Below are 22,517 nucleotides of genomic sequence, written 5' to 3' on the forward strand. Positions count from 1 at the left end.
CTTACTAAAATGCTCATCAAAACCCATTGAGAGTCTGGAAAATCCCGAGCGTTTAGCCTACGCTTAAGCGAGCCGGCCTTTTGGGGAAGAGAGCATTCCCTCCACCCATCCATGCGCAGCCGACCCATTCTGACAAAGCAATCAACGGTTCTAAATCGTACGCTTTTGTTGTTTGAGAGGGTTGTGCCATCCTGCTTTTCTACGCCGTCGCTTGCGTGGATGAATGCCGCACTCCAGCGCTGAAATTCTTGAACAATAAAAAGCCAAGGAGACGCTCATGCCATTCATTCGCATTCCAGACGCTATTGGTCTTCCTCTGCTCGCCATCGCATTCGGCTTGCCCGCTGCGTATGCCGCGGACGAAGTTCAGAACAGTTCGACCACGACGACCTCGCCCGTGCCCTCGACGCTGCAGCCCGTGAGCCAGGAACAGCTCGACAGGGCGGCCACCACGTCGAACGACTGGCTGCTTTCGAACGGTTCGTACGCGCAGACGCGGTACTACCGTGGTGCACAAATCAACAAAACGAACGTGTCGAAACTCCGGCCGGCTTTCATATTCCAGACAGCCGTCAACGAGTCGATGGAAACGGCGCCGATCGTATCGAACGGCGTGATGTTCATTACCACCTCGTTCAATCACGTATATGCGGTCGACGCAGTAACGGGCAAGGAATTCTGGCATTACAAACACAAGATGGGCTCGGTCACGACGTTTTGTTGCGGGCCCAACAATCGCGGCGTAGCCATAGCCGGCGACCGGCTTTACATGGGCACCCTCGACGCGAAGCTCGTCGCGCTCGACGCAAAAACCGGCAGCGTGTTGTGGCAAACGCAGATCGCCGATCCCGATGAAGGCTACTCGGAAACGATGGCGCCGACGGTGGTCGACGGCAAGGTGTTGATCGGCACGAACGGCGGCGAATATGGCATTCGCGGTTTCCTCAAGGCGTTCGACGCAAACTCGGGTCAATTGCTGTGGACCTTCTATACGATTCCGGAAACCGGCCAGGAAGGCGTGTGGGCTACGAAGGACGCGACCGGCCGCGACGAGAAACGCGACATCGATGCCGAGAAAAGGCAGCTGGCCGAGAAAGGCGGCGACTTCTACAAGACGCTCGGCGGCGGCGTGTGGATGGCGCCCGCAATCGACCGGCAGACGCATACGGTGTTCTTCGTGGTCGGCAATCCTTCGCCTGACCTGTATGGCGCAATCCGGCCGGGAGACAACCTCTATACGGATTCGCTCGTCGCCATCGATCTGGACACCGGCAAATACAAATGGCACTACCAGTATGTGCCGCACGACGTGTGGGACCTGGACGCCGTGAGCCCGCCGATGCTGATCGACGTGCGCGACAACAACGGCAAGATGATTCCGGGCGTGGTGCACGGCGGCAAGACCGGTCACGTGTACGTTCACGATCGCGCCACCGGAAGGCTGATCCGCTATTCGCAGGCGATGATTCCGCAGGAGAACATGTGGACGTTGCCGACCGCCGCCGGCGCGCGGATGCTGCCTGGCGCGAACGGCGGAGTCGAGTGGTCGCCAATGGCATTCGATCCGCACACGCGTCTCGTGTATGCGGCCAATCTGCATCAGCCGATGACGTATCAGGTCGAGGACGCCGCCTATCCGGGCGGCAGCAAGCTGTGGCTGGGCGGCGCGTTCAAGACGATCGCGTCCGAACAGCAATGGGGCAAGTTGTCCGCCGTGAACGTCGATACGGGCAAGGTCGCGTGGGACTACAAGACCGAACAGCCGCTCATCGGCGGCGTGCTGACGACGGCGGGCGGCCTCGTATTCAACGGCGAAGGCAACGGCCTGTTCCGCGCATTCGATTCCGCCACGGGCAAGAAGCTCTGGGAGTTCCAGTGCGGCGCCGGCGTCAATGCGCCCGCGGTGTCATACATGGTGCACGGCAAGCAGTACATCGCGGTCGCGGCGGGCGGCAATACGCAGCTCGACTTCAAGCGCGGCAACACCGTGCTCGTCTTTGCGTTGCCATGACGATGCCGACGCTGCGGGGAACGCCGGGGCGGGCGCGCCGCTCATGGACGGCAGTGCTGTGCGGCTGGTTCGCCGCCGCATGGCTGCCGTTGAACGCGCACGCCGACGCCGAGGCCGGCAAGGCGAAGGCGCAGGTGTGCGTGGCCTGTCATGGGCCGATGGGTAATTCGACGAACCCGGACTATCCGATTCTTGCCGGTCAAACCGCGCGCTATATCTATCTGGAGCTCAAGGACTTCAAGGAAGGACGGCGCAGCGACCCGCGCATGTCGCCGATGGCGGCCAACCTTTCGCGTGAGGACATGCAGGATCTGGCCGACTACTTTGCCGCGCAAAAGGCAGTGTCCGTTCCGTTCAAGTCGGATAACGCCAGCATCGAAGCCGGAAGGAAGAAAGCGGCCGAGGTGTTATGCACCATGTGCCACCTGGGCGGCTTTGCCGGCCAGAACGAGATTCCGCGCGTCTCGGGTCAACTGTATCCATACATCGTCAAGCAATTGCAGGACTTCCGCTCGCACACGCGAACCAACGACGCCGGCAATATGACCAGTGTGACGCGCAATCTGACCGACGACGACATTCGCAATCTGGCCGCGTATATCAACAATCTCCAGTAGCAGGGAGGAGATACCGTGAAAGAGACTCTCACCCGTACCGTTGCGACTGTCGCGCTGCTAGCGGGCGCATTGGGTGCGTGCCTGCCCGCGCATGCGCAGGGCGATGGAGAAACAAACAGGCAGTTGCTGGCGGCCGCGAAAGACGGCGACCAGCCGTCGGCTCTCGCGGCGCTCCAGCGCGGCGCGGCGGTGGACGCCATGAACCGCATCGGCGACACTCCGTTGATCACCGCGTGCAAACGAGGCGATGCGGCTACGGCACGCATGCTGATCGACCACGGCGCGAACGTCCGGCACGCGAATGCGCCGGGCGTTACACCGTTGATGGCTGCGGCGTATGGAGGCTTCGATGAAATCGTCGCGCTCCTGCTGGCGCATGACGCGGATCCTCTTGCCACGGACCGCATCGGTAAAACCGCAATGGAGTACGCCGCCGGTCAGGGGCAAACGAAGGTTGTAAATCAGTTGCTCGATGCCGGGGTCAATGTAAACCGCACCTACAAGAACGATCTCACCGCGCTGATGTGGGCCGCCGGATACGATCGCGCGGATACCGTGCGGCTGCTGATCGCGCGCGGTGCGAATCGGGCGTTGAAGGACAATCGGGGCATGACGGCGAAAGATATCGCCGTGCAGACAAAATCGGATCAGGTTGCGCGGCTGCTATCTACTGGCTAGCGCGCGATCTGAACGTGCGTCTAATCCGGAGCCATTCACTCGACGTGTGCGACTCCGGTTCCCTGAATCGGCCTAGACCCCAAGAAGCTGCGTCATCGTACGGATGGCATGCGAGGTCGAATTCAGCATCTGGCAAGCCTGCAGCAGATCGTCACGCATGGTGTCGAAGCCTTTGCTGAAGAAGCGGCTCGGCCCGGTGAGCACGATCGCTCCCAAGGCCCGGCCGGACGGAGCCGCGAGCCGTGAGCCCACGGCGCATATGCCAATCACGTTTTCATTCTGGTTGGTCGCCCATCCGCGCTTTCGTACCTCTTCGAGTTCATCATAGAGCGCCGCGCGATCGCGGATAGTCAATTCCGTGCGGGCGGAGTAGGGCGCCTGGCCAAGCATTGCGTCGCGTTGTTCATCTGTGCGGTCACTCAACAATATCTTGCCCGACACGGACGCGTGTAGCGGCGCCGTAACCGTGGTGTCGAAATACGGCGTGACGCTGTAATTCCCCGCGACACATTCCACCGTCACCCGGTGATCTCCAAGGAAAGCTATGAGCAGCACGGACGGGCCGTGCCGCTCCTGCAACTCGCGCATGAGCGACGCGGTGTCGCGGCGCAACCGGTTCAGCGGGTGTTCCAGCGGAAGCGGGCAGGCCGCCCGCGGGGTCGGGCAATAGAGCGAGCCTTCCCGGTACACATAGCCGGCAAGGTCGAGGGACTGCAGCAGACGGTGGCATGTGGTGGTGGGCAGGCCCACACTTTCCGCTATGTCCTGCAGGCTCAGCGGCCGCGCTGCCTCGTTCAGCCGGGAAAGAATGTTCAGCCCTCTGGCGAGCGCGCCGGAGTCCGCCTCGCGCCGTTCGGCACTTCCCTCGTTGGTGGTGACAGTGGCCATGATCAGCGGGATTCTGAAAAGACGGGCGCGAGCCGGGAGCCGGCGAAATGCGTCAACAACGGACACGTTGTGCAGATTTGCATATATGAATTGCTTGGTTGGGGCCGCTGGGGCAGCCTTCTACAATAAAACGGAATTATTCTTCCGAAATTTCTAAATATTGTACCGGCAATAGGGCGTAGCGGGTCGGAATCGAACTGACCGCCCGAATCTACGGTGGTGGATCGCATCGGTGATCCGGCTCGAAGTTAGGGCCGGAACTTCTGGCTGCCTGGATGGCGGGTTTCCGCCTTATATCTAGGATACCTATATAAATTACGATTTCAGCTATGACTACTCGCAGGGAATTTCTGATCGGGGCTGGTGCGTTTGCGGGCGGCGGCCTTCTTGCCGACTTTGCGTTTGCTGCGCCGGCGCCGGGCGGCGGCACCACGCTCGTTGCGAACACGCTGCCTGAGCCCGCCGGCCTCGCAGCCGGCTCAACGCCGGCGAATCCGACCAATGTCGTGTCGAGCAACCTGTTCGACGGGCTCATCACTTACGATGAAGCATTCCGTCCGGTGCCGCAACTTGCCACTTCATGGGTGGAGTCGGCCGATCAGCGCACGATCACGTTCAAATTGCGCGACGACGTGAAGTGGCACGATGGAACGCCGTTCACATCGGCGGATGTGCAGTATTCGATCATGGAAGTATCGAAGAAGGTTCATCCGATCGCGCGGCCCACCTTCGCGCAGATCATCGCGGTCGACACGCCCGATCCGCATACCGCGGTGTTCCGGCTGGCGCAACCGTCCCCGGTGATCTGGTCGTATCTCGATACCTCGTCGGCGTTCATTTTCCCGAAGCACCTTTACGCCGGGACCGATCCGCTGGCCAATCCGTACAACGCGAAGCCGGTCGGCACGGGTGGCTTCGTCTTCAAGGAATGGAACCGGGGCAACTACATTCGCCTCGTGAAGAATCCGGACTACTGGGACAAGGGCAGGCCGCGCGTCGACGAACTGATATTCCGGATCATTCCCGATGCGAGCGCTCGCAGCATCGCGTTGCAGAACGGCAGCGTGCAATACGCGCCGCTTACGCCGGTATCGCTGGTCGAAGCGCACCGGCTGGAGCAGAACCCGAATCTCATCGTCGATACGAAGGGCTGGCGCTCGAATGCGCCGATGTTCTTCATGGACTTCAATCTGCGTCAGAAGCGCTTCCAGGATGTGCGCGTGCGCCAGGCGATCGCTCATGCAATCAATCTGAAGCTGCTGACAAAGACCGTGTTCTACGATTTCGCGACCCCGGCGACGGGCCCCGTGCCCAGTTACCAGACACGCTTCTACACAGCGGATACGCCCCAGTATCCCTACGATCCGCAAAAGGCCGAGGCGCTGCTCGACGCCGCGGGTTTCCCGCGGGGAGCGGACGGTGTCCGGATGCGCTTCAATCACCTGAACCATACGTATGGCGAAGACTTCCAGCGGGCCGGACAGTTCATCCAGCAGCAGCTCAAGCGCGTCGGTGTCGAGGTCACGCTGGTCAATTACGATTTGCCGACCTATTTGCGCAAGATCTACACCGACCACGACTTCGACACGATGAACGTGTTCTATGCGGCGTTCGCCGATCCGCAGATCGGCGTGATCCGCCGCTTCTGGTCGAAGAACATCATCAGCGGCGCGCCGTGGAGCAACGGTTCGGGCTATGCATCGCCGGAGATGGACCGGGTTGTCGAGGCAATCCAGACTGAGCAGGATCCGCAGAAACGGACGCAGGCGATTCATCAGCTCCAGGTGGTGGCGCAGCGTGACCTGCCATCCATCTCGCTGGCCGAGCTGAAGTTCTTCCGCATCTATTCAAGGAACCTGCAGAACGTCAACACGACGCCGATCGGCGTCTACGCGTCGCTGAACGACGTGAGTATCGGTGCCGCCGGTCATGGCTGATCTGCCGGTTCGTACGCTGCCGGCGGCGCTCGGCGAGCGTCGGCGTTCGTTGCCTTATCCGGTGCGCCGGCTGCTCCAGGCGCTGCCGCTCGTCGTGTTCATCGGGGTACTGAATTTCTTCTGGCTGAGACTGGCGCCGGGCGATATGGCCGACGTCATGGCGGGAGAGGCCGGCGGCGCCACGCCGGAGTATCTGGCTGCGCTGCGTCACCAGTTCGGTTCCGACCAGCCGCTCGCGCTACAGTTTTTTGCCTACCTCAACCGGCTCGCCCATCTCGATCTCGGCTGGTCGTTCCGCTATAACGAATCCGTGCTGTCCCTGATCCTTGGGCGCCTGCCTGCCACCGCGCTGCTGATGGTGGGCGCGCTCGTGATTGCACTGCTGTTCGGCTGCCTTGCGGGAACCGTGGCCGCAGTGTCGCGCCGGCGCTGGATCGATGTCGTGGTCTCCGTTCTGGCGACACTGGGCTTCGCCACACCGCTGTTCTGGCTCGGCCTGATGCTGATGGTGCTGTTCTCCGCCCATCTGCACTGGTTGCCCGCAGGGGGCATCACTACGCCCGGCGTTGCCGCGACCGGTTGGGCTCACGTCAGCGATATCGCGGCGCACATGGTGCTGCCGGTGTTCTGTCTGGCCGCCTATTACCTTGCCATCTATGCAAGGCTGATGCGCGCCTCCGTGCTGGAGGTGGCAGGACTCGATTTCGTCCGTACCGCGCGAGCCAAAGGGGTGTCGCGGCTCGCCACGATCACGTCGCACGTGGTTCCGAATGCACTGCTGCCAATCGTCACGATGACCGCATTGCAGTTCGGCGCGCTATTCAGCGGTTCGGTGGCGATCGAGACGGTGTTCAGCTGGCCGGGTCTGGGCCAGCTTGCCCTCGATGCCGTCGCTTCACGCGACCTGAACCTGCTGCTCGGCATTCTGTTCTTCAGTTCGGTGCTGGTGCTCGTCGTCAACCTGGCGGTGGATCTCACCTACGGATGGTTCGACCCACGTATCGAGGCGCAGCGATGAGCGAGCTCCTGCTGACGAGACCGGGCTCACGCCTCTGGCACCGCATGACTCAGGCACCGAGCCTCGCGATCGGCGCGCTGCTGCTTGTCGCGATAGCCGTGCTGGCGCTCGGCGCTCCGTACTTCACCCATAACGATCCGCTCGACATGGTCGGGACGCCGTTCACCTGGCCGGGAACGGACCGGGCCTTTCCCCTCGGCACCGACATGATGGGACGGGACATGTTCAGCGGCATCGCGTACGGTGCGCGGGTGTCGCTCGAGATCGGCGTCGCGGCCGGACTGCTTGCCACGCTGGCTGGCCTTCTGATCGGCGCGGTGGCCGGATTTTACGGCGGCCTCGTCGACGACGTGCTGATGCGGATCACCGAGCTGTTCCAGACCATGCCCGCGCTGCTGTTCACCATCGTGATGGTGGTGGTGGTTCATCCGAGCGTGGCGACCATCGTGCTGGGCGTTGCGCTGACCAACTGGCCGCAGGTTGCGCGGCTCGTGCGGGCCGAGGCGCTGCGCGTGAGCCGTGCGGAATTCGTGCAGGCCGCGATCGTGGTCGGCATGAGCCGGCCACGCATCGTATTCACCCATGTGCTGCCCAACGTGGCGACGTCGGCCATCGTGATGGTCTCGATCCTCGCCGGCAATGCAATCCTGACCGAAGCCGTGTTGTCTTTTCTCGGCCTGGGCGACCCCAACGTGATCACGTGGGGCAGCATGATCGGATCGGGCCGCGAGGCGCTGCAGACAGCGTGGTATATGACCGCGCTGCCGGGCTGCGCGGTGCTGGTTACGGTGCTGAGCCTCAACCTGATTGGCAACGGTCTGAACGACCTCGCGAATCCGCGTCGCAGGAGAACGCTGTGAGCGGCGCGGCGCTGCTGGAGGTCGAGGACCTGAGCGTCGCGTTTTCCACGGCGCGCGGCCGTGCGCCCGCGACGGCGGTTGACCGGTTGTCGTTCGGCATCCGCGAGGGCGAGACGCTGGCGCTGGTCGGCGAGTCCGGCTGCGGCAAATCCACGACCGCGCTGGCGCTGATGGGACTGCTCGACACATCCAGTACCCGTGTCGATGCGACGCGCCTGCATTTCGCCGGAACCGACCTGCTGCGCCTGCCCGAAGAGTCGTGGCGACGGCTGCGCGGCGGCAGCATCGGGATGATTTTTCAGGATCCGCTGGCCGCGCTCAACCCGGTCCGCACGATCGGACGACAGATCGGCGAGGCGTTGAAACTGCATCGTGGACTTTCTGGACGGGCCGCGCGCAGCGAAACGCTCGAACTGCTGCGCCAGGTCGGTATTCCCGAGCCGGCGCGGCGTGTCGACGATTACCCGCACCGGCTTTCGGGCGGCATGCGTCAGCGCGTGCTGATCGCAATGGCGCTGGCCGGCCGGCCTCGACTGCTGATTGCCGATGAGCCAACGACCGCGCTGGATGTGACCATCCAGGCGCAGATCCTCGCGCTGCTTGCGACGCTGCAGCAGCAGACCGGCATGGCGTTGCTGCTGATCACGCATGACCTCGGTATTGTCGGGCAGCTTGCTCATCGTGTCGCGGTCATGTATGCCGGCCGCAAGATCGAGGAGAGGCCAACAGCCGCGCTGTTCGATGACCCGCGGCATCCCTATACCCAACGCCTGCTCGAAGCGAGGCCGCGTCGCGGCGGTTCACGCGCGCGGCTCGCCGAGATTGCCGGTGCGGTTCCCGCGCCGGGCGTGGCGCCAGGCGGGTGCGCATTTGCGCCGCGCTGCGAACTCGCGCATGCAGCATGCCGCGAAGCCGACCCGGCGTGGCGGCAGCTCGGCGACGGCGGCGTTCGCTGCGTTCTCGATGCGCGCGTCGCCAGCATCGGGACAGACGACAGGAGGAGCGATGCTGCTTGAGATCGACCGCCTGAGCGTTCGCTACAAGACACGGCGCGGCGTGCTGAGCGCCGTCGATCAGTTGTCACTCGACGTAGGGCGCGGTGAAACGCTCGGCCTCGTGGGCGAATCCGGTTGCGGCAAGAGCTCGCTTGGCAAGGCGATCGTGCGTCTGATCGAACCGGCCGAGGGCGCCGTGCGGCTCGACGGCCAGGACCTCGGCCGTCTCACGCGGCGGCAGTGGCTGGCGTGGCGCAGGCGCATGCAAATGGTCTTCCAGGATCCGTTGAGCGCACTCGATCCGCGCAAGAGCGTGCGCCGGACCCTGACGCTGCCGCTCGAAGTCCACCGGATCGGAACCTCCGCGGAACGGCGCGAGCGCGTGGATGCGCTGTTGCATCAGGTGGGCCTCGCCCCGGCGCTCGCGGAGCGGATGCCGCACGAACTGTCGGGCGGTCAGCGCCAGCGCGTCAATATCGCCCGTGCGCTGAGCCTGGACCCGGATGTGCTGATCTGCGACGAACCCGTTTCCGCGCTGGACGTGTCGCTCCAGGCTCAGGTGCTGAACCTGTTGTCCGACCTGCAGCGCGAGCGCGCGATCACCTGCCTGTTCATCAGTCACGACCTCGCGGCGGTGGGCTATCTGGCCGACCGGATCGCTGTCATGTACCTCGGTCAGATCGTCGAGATATTGCCGGCCGATCACCTCTGGCGGCACGCAGCACACCCTTATACGCAATTGCTAATCGACTCGATTCCGACGCGTGGCGCGCAGTTGCCCGCGGCTTCGTCTGCGGAGCTGCCCGATCCGTTCGCCCCGCCGCGCGGCTGCCGGTTCCAGCAACGCTGCCCGCATGCGCAACCGGTGTGCAGCGAAACGCCGCCTGCACTGCTCACGGTCGGCGCCTCGCATGCCGTGGCCTGTCACCTGTACGGCAGCGCCGCTTCGGCACGCGTAGCCGTTGCAGACATTGCGTGGCCGGTCCGCCGCGCGGCGCAGGCCGTCAACGCGGACGGCGAGCCGCAACCCGAAACCACGAGGAGTGCCTGACTTGATCACCCGTCGCCAGTTCTTTCAGATGGCCAATGGCCGCCTATTCGTCGCTTGCGTCAGTGCACGAAGCCTGATGACTCTCCACGTCCATTTTTAATGCGGTGTCCCATGTCGACTTTGTCTCCCGCCAGTTTTCCCGATAGCCCGCTTTCGCGGGCGCTCTCCCAGCCTCTGATGCTGGGCCTGTTCCTGCCGATCCAGAGCGGCGGGTGGTCCATGTCGACGTTGCCGCGCACGACCGACTGGACCTTCGACTACAACGCGCGGCTGACCCGCAAGGCGGAGGCTCTCGGCTTCGACCTCGTGTTCGGTCTCGCGCAGTGGCTCGGCAAGGACGGTCACGGCGGGACGACGCGCTACCGTCGCGACTCGCTCGATTCGTTCATCACGATCGCGTCGCTGGCTTCCATTACGAACCGCATCCTGCTGATCTCGACGCTGCATATTCTTTACGGCGGCTGGCATCCGCTGCATCTCGCGAAGTTCGGCGCAACGCTCGATCATATTTCCGGCGGCCGGTGGGGGCTGAACATGGTCACCGGCCATTCGGTCGACGAGGCCGAGATGTTCGGCCGCGAAGGCCACTTCGAGCACGACCTGCGCTACGAGATGGCCGGGGAATTCGTCGACCTGATGGAGCAGCTCTGGTCGCTGGACGACAACCTGACGTTCGACGGCAAGTGGTATCGCACGCGCAACGCATTCGTTTCACCGAAGCCGCGCTTCGGCCGGCCCGTGCTGGTCAACGCGACGAGTTCGCCCGCCGGAATCGACTACGCGGCGCAACGCTCCGACCTGATCTTCATCACGAGCTCGGCGGGCGCGCAGATCGACGCGGCGCTGGAGGTCTTGCCGGCCCACACCGCGCAGGTTCAGGCGCGTGCGCAGGCTTACGGGCGGCAGGTAAGCACGCTGATCAATCCGACGATCGTCTGCCGGCCGACCGAGCGGGAGGCGCATGCCTATCACGACGCGATCCTCTCGCATGCCGATTTTGGCGCGGTGGATGGCTTCACGGGCCGCCGCAGCGACGCGAAAGCCTGGAAGGGCCACCAACGTGAGCAGCGTGTCCTTGGAGGCAACATCCAGATCATCGGTTCACCTGAGCATGTGGTGGAAGATCTGCTGCGCCTGAAAGCGGCAGGTATCGGCGGCGTGCAACTGACCTTCTTCGATTTCGAACCCGATCTCGCGTACTTCGGCGAGGCTGTGCTGCCGTTGCTGGAGCAGGCCGGCCTCAGAGTGCCGGTGCAGGCGTCTGCGTGATAGCCGTGCAGACAAACGCGTTCATTTGATTCACAGGGAGTCTTGTTGATGGGAACGACCGATTCGAAACTGGCCGACAATCTGCGCGCCGACGCGGTGCAACCCGGCTCAGCAGCGCTGCGTGAGCTCGTGGCCGCGATCGCAGCCGGGGCGGAAGCCCGTGATCGCGGAGACGCGGATACCCGCGACGCGATCGCGCAGGTGCGAGCCGCGCGCCTTGGCGTGTTCCGCGTGCCGAAGGCCGAAGGCGGCGCGGGCGCGACGCTGCCGCAGTTATATGAACTGGTGCTGGATCTGGCCGAGGCCGATTCGAACGTCCCGCACATTCTGCGCAACCATTTCGCCTTCGTCGAAAAGGCTCTGCGCGCCCGTCATTTGCCGCAATACCAACGCTGGATCCAGTTCGTGCATGACAACGAACTCTTCGGTCTGGGGGCGAGCGAACTGGGTACGCAGAATATCGGCGACGGTGACGGCAATACCCGGCTCGAGCCGACCGGCAGCGCCTATCGCCTGACAGGGACCAAGTACTACAGCACCGGCAATCTCTATTCAGACCACATTATCGTGAATGCGAAGACGCCGGACGGGCGATTCGTCGGCGCGCGCGTGTCGGTCCGGCAACCGGGCGTCGATGTGCGGGAAGACTGGGACGGCATCGGGCAGCGTCAGACGGCGAGCGGCACCACCGTGTTCACCGACGTCGAGGTCGCGGCAAATGACGTTCTGGTTCTCTCCGCCGATGTGAAGGTCACGCATCAGGCCACGTTTGCACAGCTCTACCTCACGACGATTATCGCCGGCATTCTGCGCCGTATCGCGAAGGACGCGGTGAAACTGGTCCTGCAGCGCGAACGCAATTATTACCATGCGGTGGCATCGCGCCCTGCGGACGATCCGCTGCTTCAGGAAACCGTGGGCGAGCTACAGAGCGCGGCTTTCGTCGCAGAGGCCGCGGTGCTGAACGCAGCCGGTGTGCTGGGCGAGGCGTTCGACAGCGCGATTGCCGGCAAGCCCGACGACGCGCTGTTCGTGGAAGCCGCGCTGCGCAGCGCGAAAGCGAAGGTGGTGATCGACCAGCTCGCGCTTCAGTCGGCCACGCGGCTTTTCGATGTGGGCGGTGCGTCCGCTGCGAGGCAGACCGCGCAGCTGGATCGTCACTGGCGCAATATCCGCACGATCGCATCGCACAACCCCGGACTCTACAAAGCCAGGGTGATTGGCAACCATGCGATCAACGGTGTTCCGCTGCCGACCGCGGCATTCTTCTGAGTCACCGCCTGTTAGTTCGCTCTCCCTATTTCATTACGTTCCGTTAGTCCGACAATGAGCCACTCAACCATTCTGCTGATTACACCCTCCGCGTTGCGCGCAGCGCTCGCCGCTCGGCGCGAGCTCGCCGTTCTCGATGTCCGCGAAGAAGGGGTATCCGCGCGCCGCCGGCTGTTCTATTCGTCCATTGCGCCTGTCGGTCGTCTTGGCCTTGTCGTCGGCCAGCTCGTGCCGCGTTTTACCACGCCGGTCGTGCTGGTTGACGAAGCCGGCGAATATGCTTCGCGTGCCGCGGCACTGCTGGCCAGCTTCGGCTACACGGACGTGTCGATTCTCGACGGCGGCGTAAGCGGCTGGGATGCCGCCGGCTTCGAGGTGTTCAGCGGGACCAACGTGCCTGGCAAGGCGTTCGGCGAGGTGATCGAGCATCGGCTGCATACGCCGAATATCGATGCACCTACGCTCAAGCAACTGCAGGACGCAGGCGAGGACCTGGTGGTGCTCGACAGTCGGCCATTCCCCGAATACCAGTCCATGAACATACCGGGCGGCGTCGAATGCGCGGGTGCCGAGCTGGTTCACCGTGCTCTCGCGGCCGCGCCGTCGCCCGATACGCTGATCGTGGTCAATTGCGCGGGTCGCACGCGCAGCATTCTCGGTGCGCAGTCGCTCGTCAATGCCGGTATCCCGAATCCCGTTGCAGCGCTGACAGGAGGATCGATGTCGTGGCTGCTGTCGGGATTCGAACTCGAGCGTGGCCGCATCAGCACGGCGCCGCGTCCCGACGGAGCCGCGCTCGCCGGCGCGCGGACGCTCGCGCAACGCGCGGCGGCGCGAGCCGGCGTGGTCGAGATCGACCGTGCCACGCTTGCCCGTTTCGAAAGCGAAGCGGCCACGCATACGCTTTACCGTTTCGACGTGCGCGCTCCTCTGGAATACGAAGCGGGCCATCGTGCCGGCTGGCGCTCGGCGCCTGGCGGACAACTGGTGCAGGCAACCGATGAATACGTTGGGACGCTCCACGCACGCGTGGTGCTCTCCGACGATGACGGCGTGCGCGCCCGCATGACGGCTTCGTGGCTCGTGCAGCTGGGTTATCTGCAGGTGTTCGTGCTGGCCGACGACGATGCTTCCGCAGCATTCGAAACCGGCCCGGAACCGCTGCCGATATTCCGCACGCCAGGCCGCACGCAGTGGATAGAAGCGGACCAGCTTGCGCAGGCGCTCGAAGCGGGCAGGGCACAGGTGGTGGACGTGGACAGCAGTCTCGCGTTCCGCCGCGCGCATATCGCCGGGGCCCGCTTCGTCGCGGCGAGCGCGCTGGACGATCTGTTGGAGCAGATCGACGACGCATCGCGGCAACTCGTCCTCACTTCCAGCGATGGCGTACTCGCCAGCCTGCTGGCCAACCAGTTGCGCGAGCGGCGCGAAGGCGTGGCGGCGCTGCTCGGCGGTACGCAGTGCTGGCTGGCGCTCGGCCTGCCGCAGGCCGCCGGCGACGAGGGCAACCTGACCGGCGACGACGATGCCTGGTACAGCCCATATCACTACGCGCCGGCGCAGGCCGCGCAGCAGATGGAGGCGTACCTCGCATGGGAGTTGCAGCTCGTCGGGCAACTTGAACGCGACGGCATTGCGTCGATCAATGTCATCGACTTCGACACACCGACCCATCGCCGCAGCGAGGAACGCCTCGCGGCGCTGCGTCGCGCGAACTGACCGGCTTGCCCGGTCTACCTAATGCATTGGAGCAGGAACATGAGTGCGGCACGGACACTGCATCTGAATACCAACATCACCGGCACGGGACGCCACCCGGCCGGCTGGCGGACGCTCGACAATCCGAAGTCGATCATCGACCTCGGGTTCTTCACCACCATCGCGCAGATCGCCGAGCGCGGCAAGCTCGACGCGGTGTTTCTCTCCGACGCGGTGGCGCTGCGCGGGCACGCACAGGGGCCGGCGCAGTCGCTTGAACCGACGGTTCTGCTTACCGCGCTTGCCGGCGTGACGCAACATGTCGGGCTGATCGGCACCGCGTCGACCACCTTCAACGACCCGTTCAATCTTGCGCGCCGCTTCGCCTCGGTGGATCACCTGAGCGCCGGGCGGGTTGCCTGGAACGCCGTGACGACTTACGACCCGGAAGCGGCCGCCAATTTCAGCATTGCAGAGTCGCCTGACAAGCAGGCGCGTTACGCGCGCGCCGAGGAGTTCGTCGAAGTCGTGCTGAAGCTGTGGGATAGCTGGGAAGACGATGCGCTGATCGCCGATCGCGCAAGCGGCCGCTATGCCAACCCGGCGCGCGTGCATGCCATCGCGCATGCCGGCCGTCACTTCCAGGTGCGCGGGCCGCTGAACCTGCCACGCAGTCCACAAGGACGGCCGGTGCTGGTGCAGGCGGGCGGCTCGGAGGCGGGCGTTGCGCTGGCCGCGCGCCATGCGGATGCGGTGTTCACGGCGCAGACCACGTTCGAAGGCGCACAGGATTTCTATCGGGACATCAAGGCGCGTGCCGTCGCGCATGGACGCCACGCCGATCATCTGCTGGTGCTGCCGGGCCTTTACCCGGTGATCGGCGGCACCCTTGACGAGGCGCGCCGGCGTAAAGCCGAAATGGATGCGCTTCTCGACCGCGGCGCCGAGCTCGCCAAATTCGCCGGTGCTCTCGGTATCGACGCCGCCGATCTGCAACTGGATGCGCCCTTGCCTTATGACCTGATCGACAAGGGCGATCGCGCCGACGTGTCGCGCGGATTCATCCGCTCCACGGTGCTGCTGGCCCGAAGCGAGAACCTGACGGTTCGCGATCTGCTCGACCGCAATCCCGGCGCACACCGGATGATCGTGGGCACACCGGAGACCATTGCGGACGACATCGAACGCTGGTTCGCCGGTCGCGCCGCGGACGGCTTCAACCTCAACGCCGACGTATTCCCTTCAGGGCTCGCGGACTTCGTCGATCACGTCGTGCCGCTGTTGCAGCGCAAAGGCATTTTCCGCCGCGAGTACGAGGGCACGACGTTACGCGACCACTATGGTCTCGCGCGACCGTCCAGCCGCTATGCCGATGCCGCGACGAGCGCTGTCGCGAATGCGGACGCGTTCGGTACGGTCTCCTGAGTAGTAGTTCGTTCATTCCGAACATGTAGTCAGTTTCATTTTTCAGGACGTTTCAGGACGTATATGTCTACGAGAGAATCCACTTTTACGGCGACTCCCGCACCGGCTCCAGTCGCGACAACCTCGCGGCTTGCGACGCTGCGCGAGCCGCTGTTGCGGGCCGCGGTCCCGGTGCTGTTGGTCGCGCTCTGGCAGTTGGCCTCGACACTCGGTGTGGTCAGCGAGTTCGTGCTGCCGGCGCCGGCATCGGTGCTGACGGCCTATCGGGAGTTGTGGCAGTCCGGCGATCTGCAGGATGCGCTGAAGATATCGCTTGCGCGCGCGGCATTGGGGCTGCTGATCGGCGGCGGCGCGGGTTTGCTGTTGGGCGTGGCGGCGGGTCTCAGCAAGTCCGCTGAACGCGGTTTCGACACGGTGCTGCAGATGCTGCGGACCATACCGTTCATTGCGCTGGTGCCGATCTTCGTCGTCTGGTTCGGAATCGGCGAACTGTCCAAAGTCGCGTTGATCGTCGGCGCGGCGATTTCTCCCATGTATCTCAGCACGTACCACGCCATACGCGGTATCGACCCGAAGCTGCTGGAACTCGGCCGCACGTTCCGCCTGACGCGCGGGCATCAGATACGTCTCATCATTCTGCCGACCGCGCTGCCCGGCATCCTCGTCGGCGTTCGCTATTCCGCAGCCATCTCGCTGCTCGCGCTCGTGGCGGCGGAGCAGATCAATGCAAGCGCCGGCATCGGCTTCATTCTGAACAACGCCAACCAGTTCCAGCGCACCGATATCATCATCGCCGGCATTCTCGTCTATGCGGCGCTCGGCATTGCGGTGGACGCGCTGCTGCGTTTCATCGAACGCAAGGCCCTCGTCTGGAGAGGTGCGCATGTCTGAGCTCGCCTATCAGCCTGATTACGACGCAGCGCCGGTTGTCGCAAGACTGTCCGGCGCCAGGAAACGCTACGGCGAAAACACGGTGCTCGACAACGTGGACTTCACGGTCCGCAAGGGCGAGTGTGTCGCGCTGGTCGGCCCGTCGGGTACGGGCAAAACCACGCTGTTGCGGTTGCTGGCCGGCCTCGAATCGGTTTCGGGCGGCAGGACCGAGGTGACGCAGAACACCTCCGTCGTCTTCCAGGAGCCGCGGCTGATACAGGCGCTGCGCGTGTGGAAGAACGTGCTGCTGGACGACGCGCATAAGCCTGATGCAAAAGCGCGCGCCCGTGTCGCGCTGCAAGACGTCGGGCTCGAAGACAAGCTGGAGAGCTGGCCCGTCAGCCTCTCGGGCGGACAGGCGCAGCGTGTTGCCGTGGCTCGGGCGCTCTATCGCAGCCCGGAACTCATGCTGCTGGACGAGCCTTTCAGCGCGCTGGACGCGTTTACCCGCCGCAGCATGCAGAGCCTGGTCCTGAAGCTGTGGGCCAAGTACCGGTTCGGCCTCGTCATCGTGACGCACGACCTGGACGAGGCGCTGATTCTTGCCGACCGCATCGTGATTCTCTCCAAAGGCAGGATCTGCCACGAAACGCGAGTCGATATGCCGCGCGAACGCGACGTGACCTCGCCGGAATTCAACGCACTCAAGCGCGACTTGCTCAAACAGTTTTCGCTCAGTCTGTCCTGAAGTTTTCTCAATCGTTAAGTCAAGGTATTTATGTCGCTGAAGAAATCATTATTCGCTGGCATGGCTGTCCTTCTTGCCGCCGCCACGCTGACCGTGTCCGGTACGGCCGCAGCCCAGCCCACGCCCGACCTGAAGGGCACGAAGCTCGTCATTGCATATCAGGATCCGGCCTTTCCCGCGTTGATCCGCAAATCGGGCGTGGTCAACGGGACGCCTTACCAGATCGAATGGGTGCTGCTGACAGGGCCGGCCGCCAACCTGTCGGCGCTGTACGCCAACCGGATCGATCTGGGCCATATGGGCGATACGTCGCTCACGATCGAACAGGCCAACGCGCGCACGGAATGGACGAAAGAGTCGACACCGCTGCGTATTGTCGCGGGCTGGCGCAATTTCTATTCGAAGGACTATCCGCCGGTCGTCACGGCAGTGCGGACAAGTGCCGGGATCAATACCGTGCAGGAGATCAAAGGACACAAGGTCGGCTATAACTACGGCGGCTACAACCATTCGCAATACCTGGCCACGCTGGTTAAAGCCGGGTTGACCGAGAAAGACATTCAGCCCATCAAGTTCGCCGACGGCGCGACTTCGGCCGCCGGCTTCAACGCCGGCGAGGTGGACGTGTACGCGGGCGCCCTCGGCCCGATATTGCCCACGATCAAGTCGGGCGCCGGCCGTATCCTGCTGTTAGACCGCGACACCCAGATTCCGGCGCTGAACGTATGGACGACGACGTCCACGGTGTTGAAAGACCCGACCAAGGTCGCCGCGCTGCGGGATTACTTCTCGCGACTGTCGGGCTACTGGCAATGGCATGACACGCATAAGGACGAGGTGATCGGCGTTCTCAAGGACACGCTCAAGGTGTCCGACGAACGGGCCGCGTTCGAGTATGAAGTTCGCAGCGGCAGTTTCGTCAAATTCGATTCCGGGCTGATCGGCCAGGAACAGAAAATCGCCGACATTCTGTACGACGGGCACGCGATCCGGAAGAAGGTGGACGTGGCTGTCGAATACGATCCGCAATTCAATGCGGTGCAAAAAGCCGTCTGGCCGATCAAGGTCAAAAACTGATCGCGGTATCGCGCTGTCGGCGAACACAACGTGAACGGGCGGCTCCCGCCCCTCCGCTATGGATGTCAGAAAATGCCAAAGGGAATCGACGCGGCCACGCTGAAGCACTGGCTGGACGACGGCAGCGAAATCGCACTGTTCGACGTGCGCGAGCACGGGCAATACGGCGAGGGTCACCCGTTCTACGCGGTGCCGCTGCCGTATAGCGTGCTGGAGCGCGACGTCGGACGTCTCGCACCGAACCGGCGCGTGCGGGTGGTTGTGTACGACGGCGGTGACGGCGACGATGGCCCCGCCGCGCGGTCTGCTGCACGGCTGGAGACGCTGGGTTATGCCTCGGTTCACGTGCTCGAAGGCGGCACGCGTGCGTGGCAAGATGCGGGCTTCGTCTTGTTCAAGGGTGTGAACGTGCCCTCCAAGGCGTTCGGCGAACTGGTCGAGCAGGTCGCGCACACGCCCCACATATCGGCGCAGACGCTGTTGCAGTGGCAGCAGTCAGATACACCGCCTGTGGTGCTCGATGGGCGCCCGCCGGGCGAGTACCGCACGATGAACATTCCCGGCGCGTCGTGTTGCCCGAACGGCGAACTTGCCTACCGCATCGACGCGTTCGTGCCGGATGCGCAGACGCCGATCGTCATCAACTGTGCAGGGCGGACGCGCAGCATCATCGGCGCGCAGACGCTTCTTAATCTCGGCATTCGCAACCCGGTGTACGCGCTCGAAAACGGAACGCAGGGCTGGTTCCTTGCGGATCTGCCGCTCGAACGAGGCCAGCAGCGCGGCTATCCGGCCGACCTGCGGCCGCAACCGGCGCGCGTCGCTGCCGCGCGTGCGGTGGCGGAGCGCGCGGGCGTGGAATGGGTTCATGCGGATACCGTTCGCGACTGGGCGAAGGCGGACGGTCGCACGCTGTATCTGTGCGATGTCCGGACGCCGGAAGAGTTCGCGGCGAACACTTTGCCCGGCGCGCAGCATGCGCCGGGTGGCCAGCTACAGCAGGCGACCGATCAATACATCGGTGTGCGCAACGCACGCATCGTGCTGTTCGACGACGACGGCATTCGCGCGCCAGTCACCGCCAGCTGGTTGCGTCAGTTGGGACACGAAGCGTGGGTGCTGGAAGGCGGACTGCATAGCGGACTCGCGCTGGCCGACACGCGGATCCCCGAACCCGCCGCGCTTCCCTTGGTCGATGGGGATACTCTCGCGCAGCGCCTTGCGGCAGGCGGTCAGTCGGTCGTCGATCTGCGTACGAGCGCGGCGTGGCTGGCCGCGCATATTCCCGGTAGCGTCTGGTCGATTCGCCCGCGTCTTGCGGCCACGCTCGCGCAATGCGAGCAGGCCGTGACGTTCGTAGTGGACGATCCGCGTATCGCCGCTTGGGCCGTGAGTGATCTCCCCGGTGGTGAAGGGCACACGTTTAGCGTGCTCGATGGTGGCTTCGCCGCCTGGCCGGCGGGTGGCTGGCGTGTGGAAACGGATGCGGACGCGGTTGCGGATGTATTGCCGCCGTCCGCGCGTATCGACTATCTGTTCTTCACTCACGACCGGCACGCGGGCAACAAGGCGGCGTCCCGCGAATATCTTTCTTGGGAGCTGGGCTTGCTCGGGCAACTCGATGAGCTTGAGCGTAGCGCGTTCCGTCCATTGACTCGGGTGGTTGCCGCGCCGGAATAACGTGGGCTGCGATGGAGTATGAAACTCATGATGCGGGCGTGATCGAGCTTCGTGAACTCGGCGGCGAGTCTGACGAGAAGGTGGATGCATAGGAATGCATGGGATTGTATAGATGTGCTTTCAGAGGCTTATCACACATTTTTTCAATCATCCGCGAGGCGCAGCTATAATTTCGCCCTTAGCCTGTCTGACTGATCCTCCCAAAAAAATGATGGGTTAGATTGTGTCTGCCGTTAGACAAAACGGCGCGGGTTTGACAGCCTGCTGAGTGAAACCGCACTACCTGCGAAAGTGGGTAGTGCCCAGCCATGCGCGTTCCAATGGGCGGGTCGTGGTGAGGGAGCCGCAAGGCTCGCCGGTTATGGTTTTACTCCCGGTCTGTCATACATGGACGCCCCCAGTTTGCACAGCCGTCATTCGGTGATCGTTAGCAGATGAAGGATTGCAGCCATACATCCGGACTTGTGAGGACTTGCCTCTGTCCCTGATGGAATGTGCAGATCGGTTTCTCGTTAACCCATCGCGCTCGAAGCGCGTGGCAGACCACAGAATTTTCCCGATCCCGGTCTCACCTGTTTTGCCATCACGTCATGATTGCCCGCGCAATCGCTGGAAGCTACCACCTATTCATTAGTTAGTTATCCTGTATCATCTAATATCCGTGTCCATGTGTCAGACGACCGGTGCTGCGCGCCCATAGTCGGAGCAGAACTCCCGGTGATGTGCGAGTAAGGCCCAGGCGATGCGCGCATTGCGGTTGGCAAGTGCCACGGTTGCGATGTTCGTATGTCGCCGTGCAAGCAGACGACCTAGCCAGCTTGTGGAGGTGCCGTCTTTTTGGCGTACGGCGCTGATCACAGCCCGTGCACCGTGGACAAGCAGGCAGCGCAGATAAGCGTCCCCACGTTTGCCGATGCCGAGCAGCACCTGTTTGCCGCCACTTGAGTGCTGGCGCGGCACCAGACCGATCCATGCCGCTAGTTGCCGGCCGCTTGCAAAGCATCGCGCGTCGCCCACTGATGCGACCAGCGCAGTAGCGGTGATGGGTCCGACGCCGGGAATCTGCGCAAGTCTGCGGCTTGCTTCGTTCTCCCGATGCCAGGTCTTTATTTGCGCTTCGAGCAGTTGCACCTGGTGGTCCAACTCCCGCAGATAGTCGAGCTGACGCATGACCAGTTGCCGGAATACGCCCGGCAGTTCGTTACTGGCGTCTTCCAGAAGATCAGGGACATCCTGATGTAGATGATGAATACCTTGCGGCACAACCAGACCGTATTCTGCGAGCAGACTGCGGATCTGGTTGGCGTGGGCGGTACGCGCGGTAACAAATCCTTGCCGGACCCGGTGCAGTGCCAGTATCGCCTGCTGCTCGACGCTTTTGACGGGTACGAACCGCATGTTCGGTCGCGAGACGGCTTCACAGATTGCCTCTGCATCCGCGGCATCATTCTTGTTGCTCTTCACGTAAGGTTTGACGAACTGTGGCGCAATGAGCTTCACCGTATGCCCATACGCCTGCAGCTTTCTCGCCCAGAAGTGTGCACCGCAACAGGCTTCCATGCCGACAAGGCAGGGTTCCAGCGTGGCGAAGAATGGCAGCACCTGAATGCGTTTTAGCTGCTTCCTTAAGACGGGGACGCCGCGCGGGTCGACGCCGTGGACCTGAAAAACGTTCTTGGCAAGGTCAAGGCCAATGGTCGCGATCTTCATGATGCTCTCCTTCGCGCTAACGTTTGAGACCCTTACTTTGGCATATCCGTACCGCAGGAGAGGGGGCGTCCATTCCATTAACCTTGCCACGTGCCCGCTCACCCCTGTTGGTGGTGACGGGTTTCCAGAAGAGACAATCAGGAATCCGCATCATGAGCAACAACACCAAGAAATCAAAATCCGTTTCCCGTCCGCCCGTGGATGCGCTCCAGTATGAAAAGTTGGCGCTTTCGGCGCACGAACTGTGCGCACGCCAGTTGGGCAGACTTCAGCGCCTGGCGAGGCTTGCGGCATCTATCCGTCGAAGCTCTTCCCTGACAATGGCCGAACGGCATAGCCAGCAATCCTTGCTGGAACTACTGGTAGAAACCGCCGAAAGCTATGAGCGCGAGATCGAATGTGACCTTGAGCTTTTCCTCGTGATCGCACTGGATGCCAAGGGCGTACCCCACCGGCGCATCACGGCACGATGTGCGGCAAATCTCCTTGCGGACGCAGCCAACGAGACCGGCGAAGACGCTGGTGCAGAGAGTGCCGCCACGGCATCACGCAAGATTCTGCCGCGCGACGTCGCATCACGCGGCGACGCCGCGGCGCACGCGTCCATGTCGCACTAGCCGAGTGCGGGGACGTTGCAGCCAGGAAGAAAGCGCGGAGCATCGCGCTTTTTTTCGCTGATGCATGCGGGGCACTCGGGCTGATCTGCGATC

19 protein-coding genes are annotated in these 22,517 nt (G+C 63.3%); 17 read left to right on the top strand and 2 right to left on the bottom strand.

Translation table 11 applies throughout. The annotated features are described in order from the left end of the window. Positions 1-277: 277 nt before the first annotated feature. From PDMSB3_RS23205 to PDMSB3_RS23215, 3 genes are read left to right on the top strand one after another with little or no spacing between them, the layout of a single operon-like run. Positions 278-2,011, top strand: a complete 1,734-nt coding sequence (locus tag PDMSB3_RS23205; RefSeq protein ID WP_007176349.1) for a pyrroloquinoline quinone-dependent dehydrogenase — start codon at positions 278-280, stop codon at positions 2,009-2,011. Continuing rightward, entirely contained in the window at positions 2,008-2,628 is a 621-nt protein-coding gene (locus tag PDMSB3_RS23210) for a c-type cytochrome (protein ID WP_165187854.1), read from the top strand. Before PDMSB3_RS23205 ends, PDMSB3_RS23210 begins: the two co-directional genes overlap by 4 nt. A 15-nt stretch (positions 2,629-2,643) precedes the next feature. Then, positions 2,644-3,306, top strand: a complete 663-nt coding sequence (locus PDMSB3_RS23215) for an ankyrin repeat domain-containing protein (protein WP_165187856.1) — start codon at positions 2,644-2,646, stop codon at positions 3,304-3,306. A gap of 72 nt (positions 3,307-3,378) precedes the next feature. On the opposite strand, the gene PDMSB3_RS23220 is transcribed toward PDMSB3_RS23215, so the two are convergent. Continuing rightward, positions 3,379-4,194, bottom strand: a complete 816-nt coding sequence (locus PDMSB3_RS23220) for an IclR family transcriptional regulator (RefSeq protein ID WP_007176352.1) — start codon at positions 4,192-4,194, stop codon at positions 3,379-3,381. Between the two features lie 329 nt (positions 4,195-4,523). Between PDMSB3_RS23220 and PDMSB3_RS23225 the strand changes: the two genes are divergently transcribed. The 13 genes from PDMSB3_RS23225 to PDMSB3_RS23285 all read left to right on the top strand — a co-directional run bounded on the left by PDMSB3_RS23225 (position 4,524) and on the right by PDMSB3_RS23285 (position 20,097). Continuing rightward, entirely contained in the window at positions 4,524-6,131 is a 1,608-nt protein-coding gene (locus PDMSB3_RS23225) for an ABC transporter substrate-binding protein (RefSeq protein WP_007176353.1), read from the top strand. After that, entirely contained in the window at positions 6,124-7,149 is a 1,026-nt protein-coding gene (locus tag PDMSB3_RS23230) for an ABC transporter permease (RefSeq protein ID WP_007176354.1), read from the top strand. Before PDMSB3_RS23225 ends, PDMSB3_RS23230 begins: the two co-directional genes overlap by 8 nt. After that, positions 7,146-8,009: an ABC transporter permease gene (locus PDMSB3_RS23235; RefSeq protein WP_007176355.1), complete on the top strand. Its 864-nt coding sequence runs from the start codon at positions 7,146-7,148 to the stop codon at positions 8,007-8,009. The genes PDMSB3_RS23230 and PDMSB3_RS23235 overlap by 4 nt, the downstream gene beginning before the upstream one ends. Then, positions 8,006-9,025 (top strand): ABC transporter ATP-binding protein, encoded by a 1,020-nt coding sequence (locus tag PDMSB3_RS23240; RefSeq protein WP_007176356.1) that lies wholly within the window; start codon positions 8,006-8,008, stop codon positions 9,023-9,025. The genes PDMSB3_RS23235 and PDMSB3_RS23240 overlap by 4 nt, the downstream gene beginning before the upstream one ends. Next, complete coding sequence (locus PDMSB3_RS23245) at positions 9,015-10,055, top strand: ABC transporter ATP-binding protein (RefSeq protein WP_007176357.1); 1,041 nt, start codon at positions 9,015-9,017, stop codon at positions 10,053-10,055. Before PDMSB3_RS23240 ends, PDMSB3_RS23245 begins: the two co-directional genes overlap by 11 nt. Before the next feature lie 111 nt (positions 10,056-10,166). Further along, positions 10,167-11,324: an LLM class flavin-dependent oxidoreductase gene (locus PDMSB3_RS23250; RefSeq protein ID WP_165187858.1), complete on the top strand. Its 1,158-nt coding sequence runs from the start codon at positions 10,167-10,169 to the stop codon at positions 11,322-11,324. A gap of 48 nt (positions 11,325-11,372) precedes the next feature. Next, complete coding sequence (locus PDMSB3_RS23255; protein WP_007176359.1) at positions 11,373-12,596, top strand: acyl-CoA dehydrogenase family protein; 1,224 nt, start codon at positions 11,373-11,375, stop codon at positions 12,594-12,596. A 54-nt stretch (positions 12,597-12,650) separates the two neighbouring features. After that, positions 12,651-14,315, top strand: coding sequence for a rhodanese-like domain-containing protein (locus tag PDMSB3_RS23260; protein WP_165187860.1), 1,665 nt, complete (start codon positions 12,651-12,653; stop codon positions 14,313-14,315). Between the two features lie 39 nt (positions 14,316-14,354). Next, entirely contained in the window at positions 14,355-15,719 is a 1,365-nt protein-coding gene (locus tag PDMSB3_RS23265) for an LLM class flavin-dependent oxidoreductase (RefSeq protein WP_007176361.1), read from the top strand. Between the two features lie 63 nt (positions 15,720-15,782). Further along, on the top strand, positions 15,783-16,610 hold the full coding sequence (locus PDMSB3_RS23270) for an ABC transporter permease (RefSeq protein ID WP_007176362.1): 828 nt from the start codon (positions 15,783-15,785) through the stop codon (positions 16,608-16,610). Then, entirely contained in the window at positions 16,603-17,340 is a 738-nt protein-coding gene (locus PDMSB3_RS23275; RefSeq protein ID WP_007176363.1) for an ABC transporter ATP-binding protein, read from the top strand. Before PDMSB3_RS23270 ends, PDMSB3_RS23275 begins: the two co-directional genes overlap by 8 nt. Before the next feature lie 60 nt (positions 17,341-17,400). Further along, a complete protein-coding gene (locus PDMSB3_RS23280; protein ID WP_232064308.1) occupies positions 17,401-18,417 on the top strand; it encodes an ABC transporter substrate-binding protein in 1,017 nt (338 codons plus the stop codon). Between the two features lie 72 nt (positions 18,418-18,489). Continuing rightward, positions 18,490-20,097 (top strand): rhodanese-like domain-containing protein, encoded by a 1,608-nt coding sequence (locus PDMSB3_RS23285; RefSeq protein ID WP_165187864.1) that lies wholly within the window; start codon positions 18,490-18,492, stop codon positions 20,095-20,097. A 672-nt stretch (positions 20,098-20,769) separates the two neighbouring features. Here PDMSB3_RS23285 and PDMSB3_RS23290 read toward each other — a convergent pair. Then, positions 20,770-21,807, bottom strand: coding sequence for an IS110 family RNA-guided transposase (locus PDMSB3_RS23290; protein ID WP_007175844.1), 1,038 nt, complete (start codon positions 21,805-21,807; stop codon positions 20,770-20,772). 152 nt (positions 21,808-21,959) lie between these two features. Between PDMSB3_RS23290 and PDMSB3_RS23295 the strand changes: the two genes are divergently transcribed. Beyond that, positions 21,960-22,424 (top strand): hypothetical protein, encoded by a 465-nt coding sequence (locus PDMSB3_RS23295; protein WP_165187866.1) that lies wholly within the window; start codon positions 21,960-21,962, stop codon positions 22,422-22,424. Positions 22,425-22,517: the final 93 nt, after the last annotated feature.

It is taken from the genome of Paraburkholderia dioscoreae, assembly GCF_902459535.1.
Taxonomy (GTDB): domain Bacteria; phylum Pseudomonadota; class Gammaproteobacteria; order Burkholderiales; family Burkholderiaceae; genus Paraburkholderia; species Paraburkholderia dioscoreae.

Excerpts from the sequence above, each read along its gene's own strand:
- PDMSB3_RS23205 (WP_007176349.1), top strand. The coding sequence starts at position 278 with ATGCCATTCATTCGCATTCCAGACGCTATTGGTCTTCCTCTGCTCGCC.
- PDMSB3_RS23210 (WP_165187854.1), top strand. The coding sequence starts at position 2,008 with ATGACGATGCCGACGCTGCGGGGAACGCCGGGGCGGGCGCGCCGCTCA.
- PDMSB3_RS23220 (WP_007176352.1), bottom strand. The coding sequence starts at position 4,194 with ATGGCCACTGTCACCACCAACGAGGGAAGTGCCGAACGGCGCGAGGCG.
- PDMSB3_RS23225 (WP_007176353.1), top strand. The coding sequence starts at position 4,524 with ATGACTACTCGCAGGGAATTTCTGATCGGGGCTGGTGCGTTTGCGGGC.
- PDMSB3_RS23230 (WP_007176354.1), top strand. The coding sequence starts at position 6,124 with ATGGCTGATCTGCCGGTTCGTACGCTGCCGGCGGCGCTCGGCGAGCGT.
- PDMSB3_RS23235 (WP_007176355.1), top strand. The coding sequence starts at position 7,146 with ATGAGCGAGCTCCTGCTGACGAGACCGGGCTCACGCCTCTGGCACCGC.
- PDMSB3_RS23245 (WP_007176357.1), top strand. The coding sequence starts at position 9,015 with ATGCTGCTTGAGATCGACCGCCTGAGCGTTCGCTACAAGACACGGCGC.
- PDMSB3_RS23250 (WP_165187858.1), top strand. The coding sequence starts at position 10,167 with ATGTCGACTTTGTCTCCCGCCAGTTTTCCCGATAGCCCGCTTTCGCGG.
- PDMSB3_RS23255 (WP_007176359.1), top strand. The coding sequence starts at position 11,373 with ATGGGAACGACCGATTCGAAACTGGCCGACAATCTGCGCGCCGACGCG.
- PDMSB3_RS23260 (WP_165187860.1), top strand. The coding sequence starts at position 12,651 with ATGAGCCACTCAACCATTCTGCTGATTACACCCTCCGCGTTGCGCGCA.
- PDMSB3_RS23265 (WP_007176361.1), top strand. The coding sequence starts at position 14,355 with ATGAGTGCGGCACGGACACTGCATCTGAATACCAACATCACCGGCACG.
- PDMSB3_RS23270 (WP_007176362.1), top strand. The coding sequence starts at position 15,783 with ATGTCTACGAGAGAATCCACTTTTACGGCGACTCCCGCACCGGCTCCA.
- PDMSB3_RS23275 (WP_007176363.1), top strand. The coding sequence starts at position 16,603 with ATGTCTGAGCTCGCCTATCAGCCTGATTACGACGCAGCGCCGGTTGTC.
- PDMSB3_RS23280 (WP_232064308.1), top strand. The coding sequence starts at position 17,401 with ATGGCTGTCCTTCTTGCCGCCGCCACGCTGACCGTGTCCGGTACGGCC.
- PDMSB3_RS23285 (WP_165187864.1), top strand. The coding sequence starts at position 18,490 with ATGCCAAAGGGAATCGACGCGGCCACGCTGAAGCACTGGCTGGACGAC.
- PDMSB3_RS23290 (WP_007175844.1), bottom strand. The coding sequence starts at position 21,807 with ATGAAGATCGCGACCATTGGCCTTGACCTTGCCAAGAACGTTTTTCAG.
- PDMSB3_RS23295 (WP_165187866.1), top strand. The coding sequence starts at position 21,960 with ATGAGCAACAACACCAAGAAATCAAAATCCGTTTCCCGTCCGCCCGTG.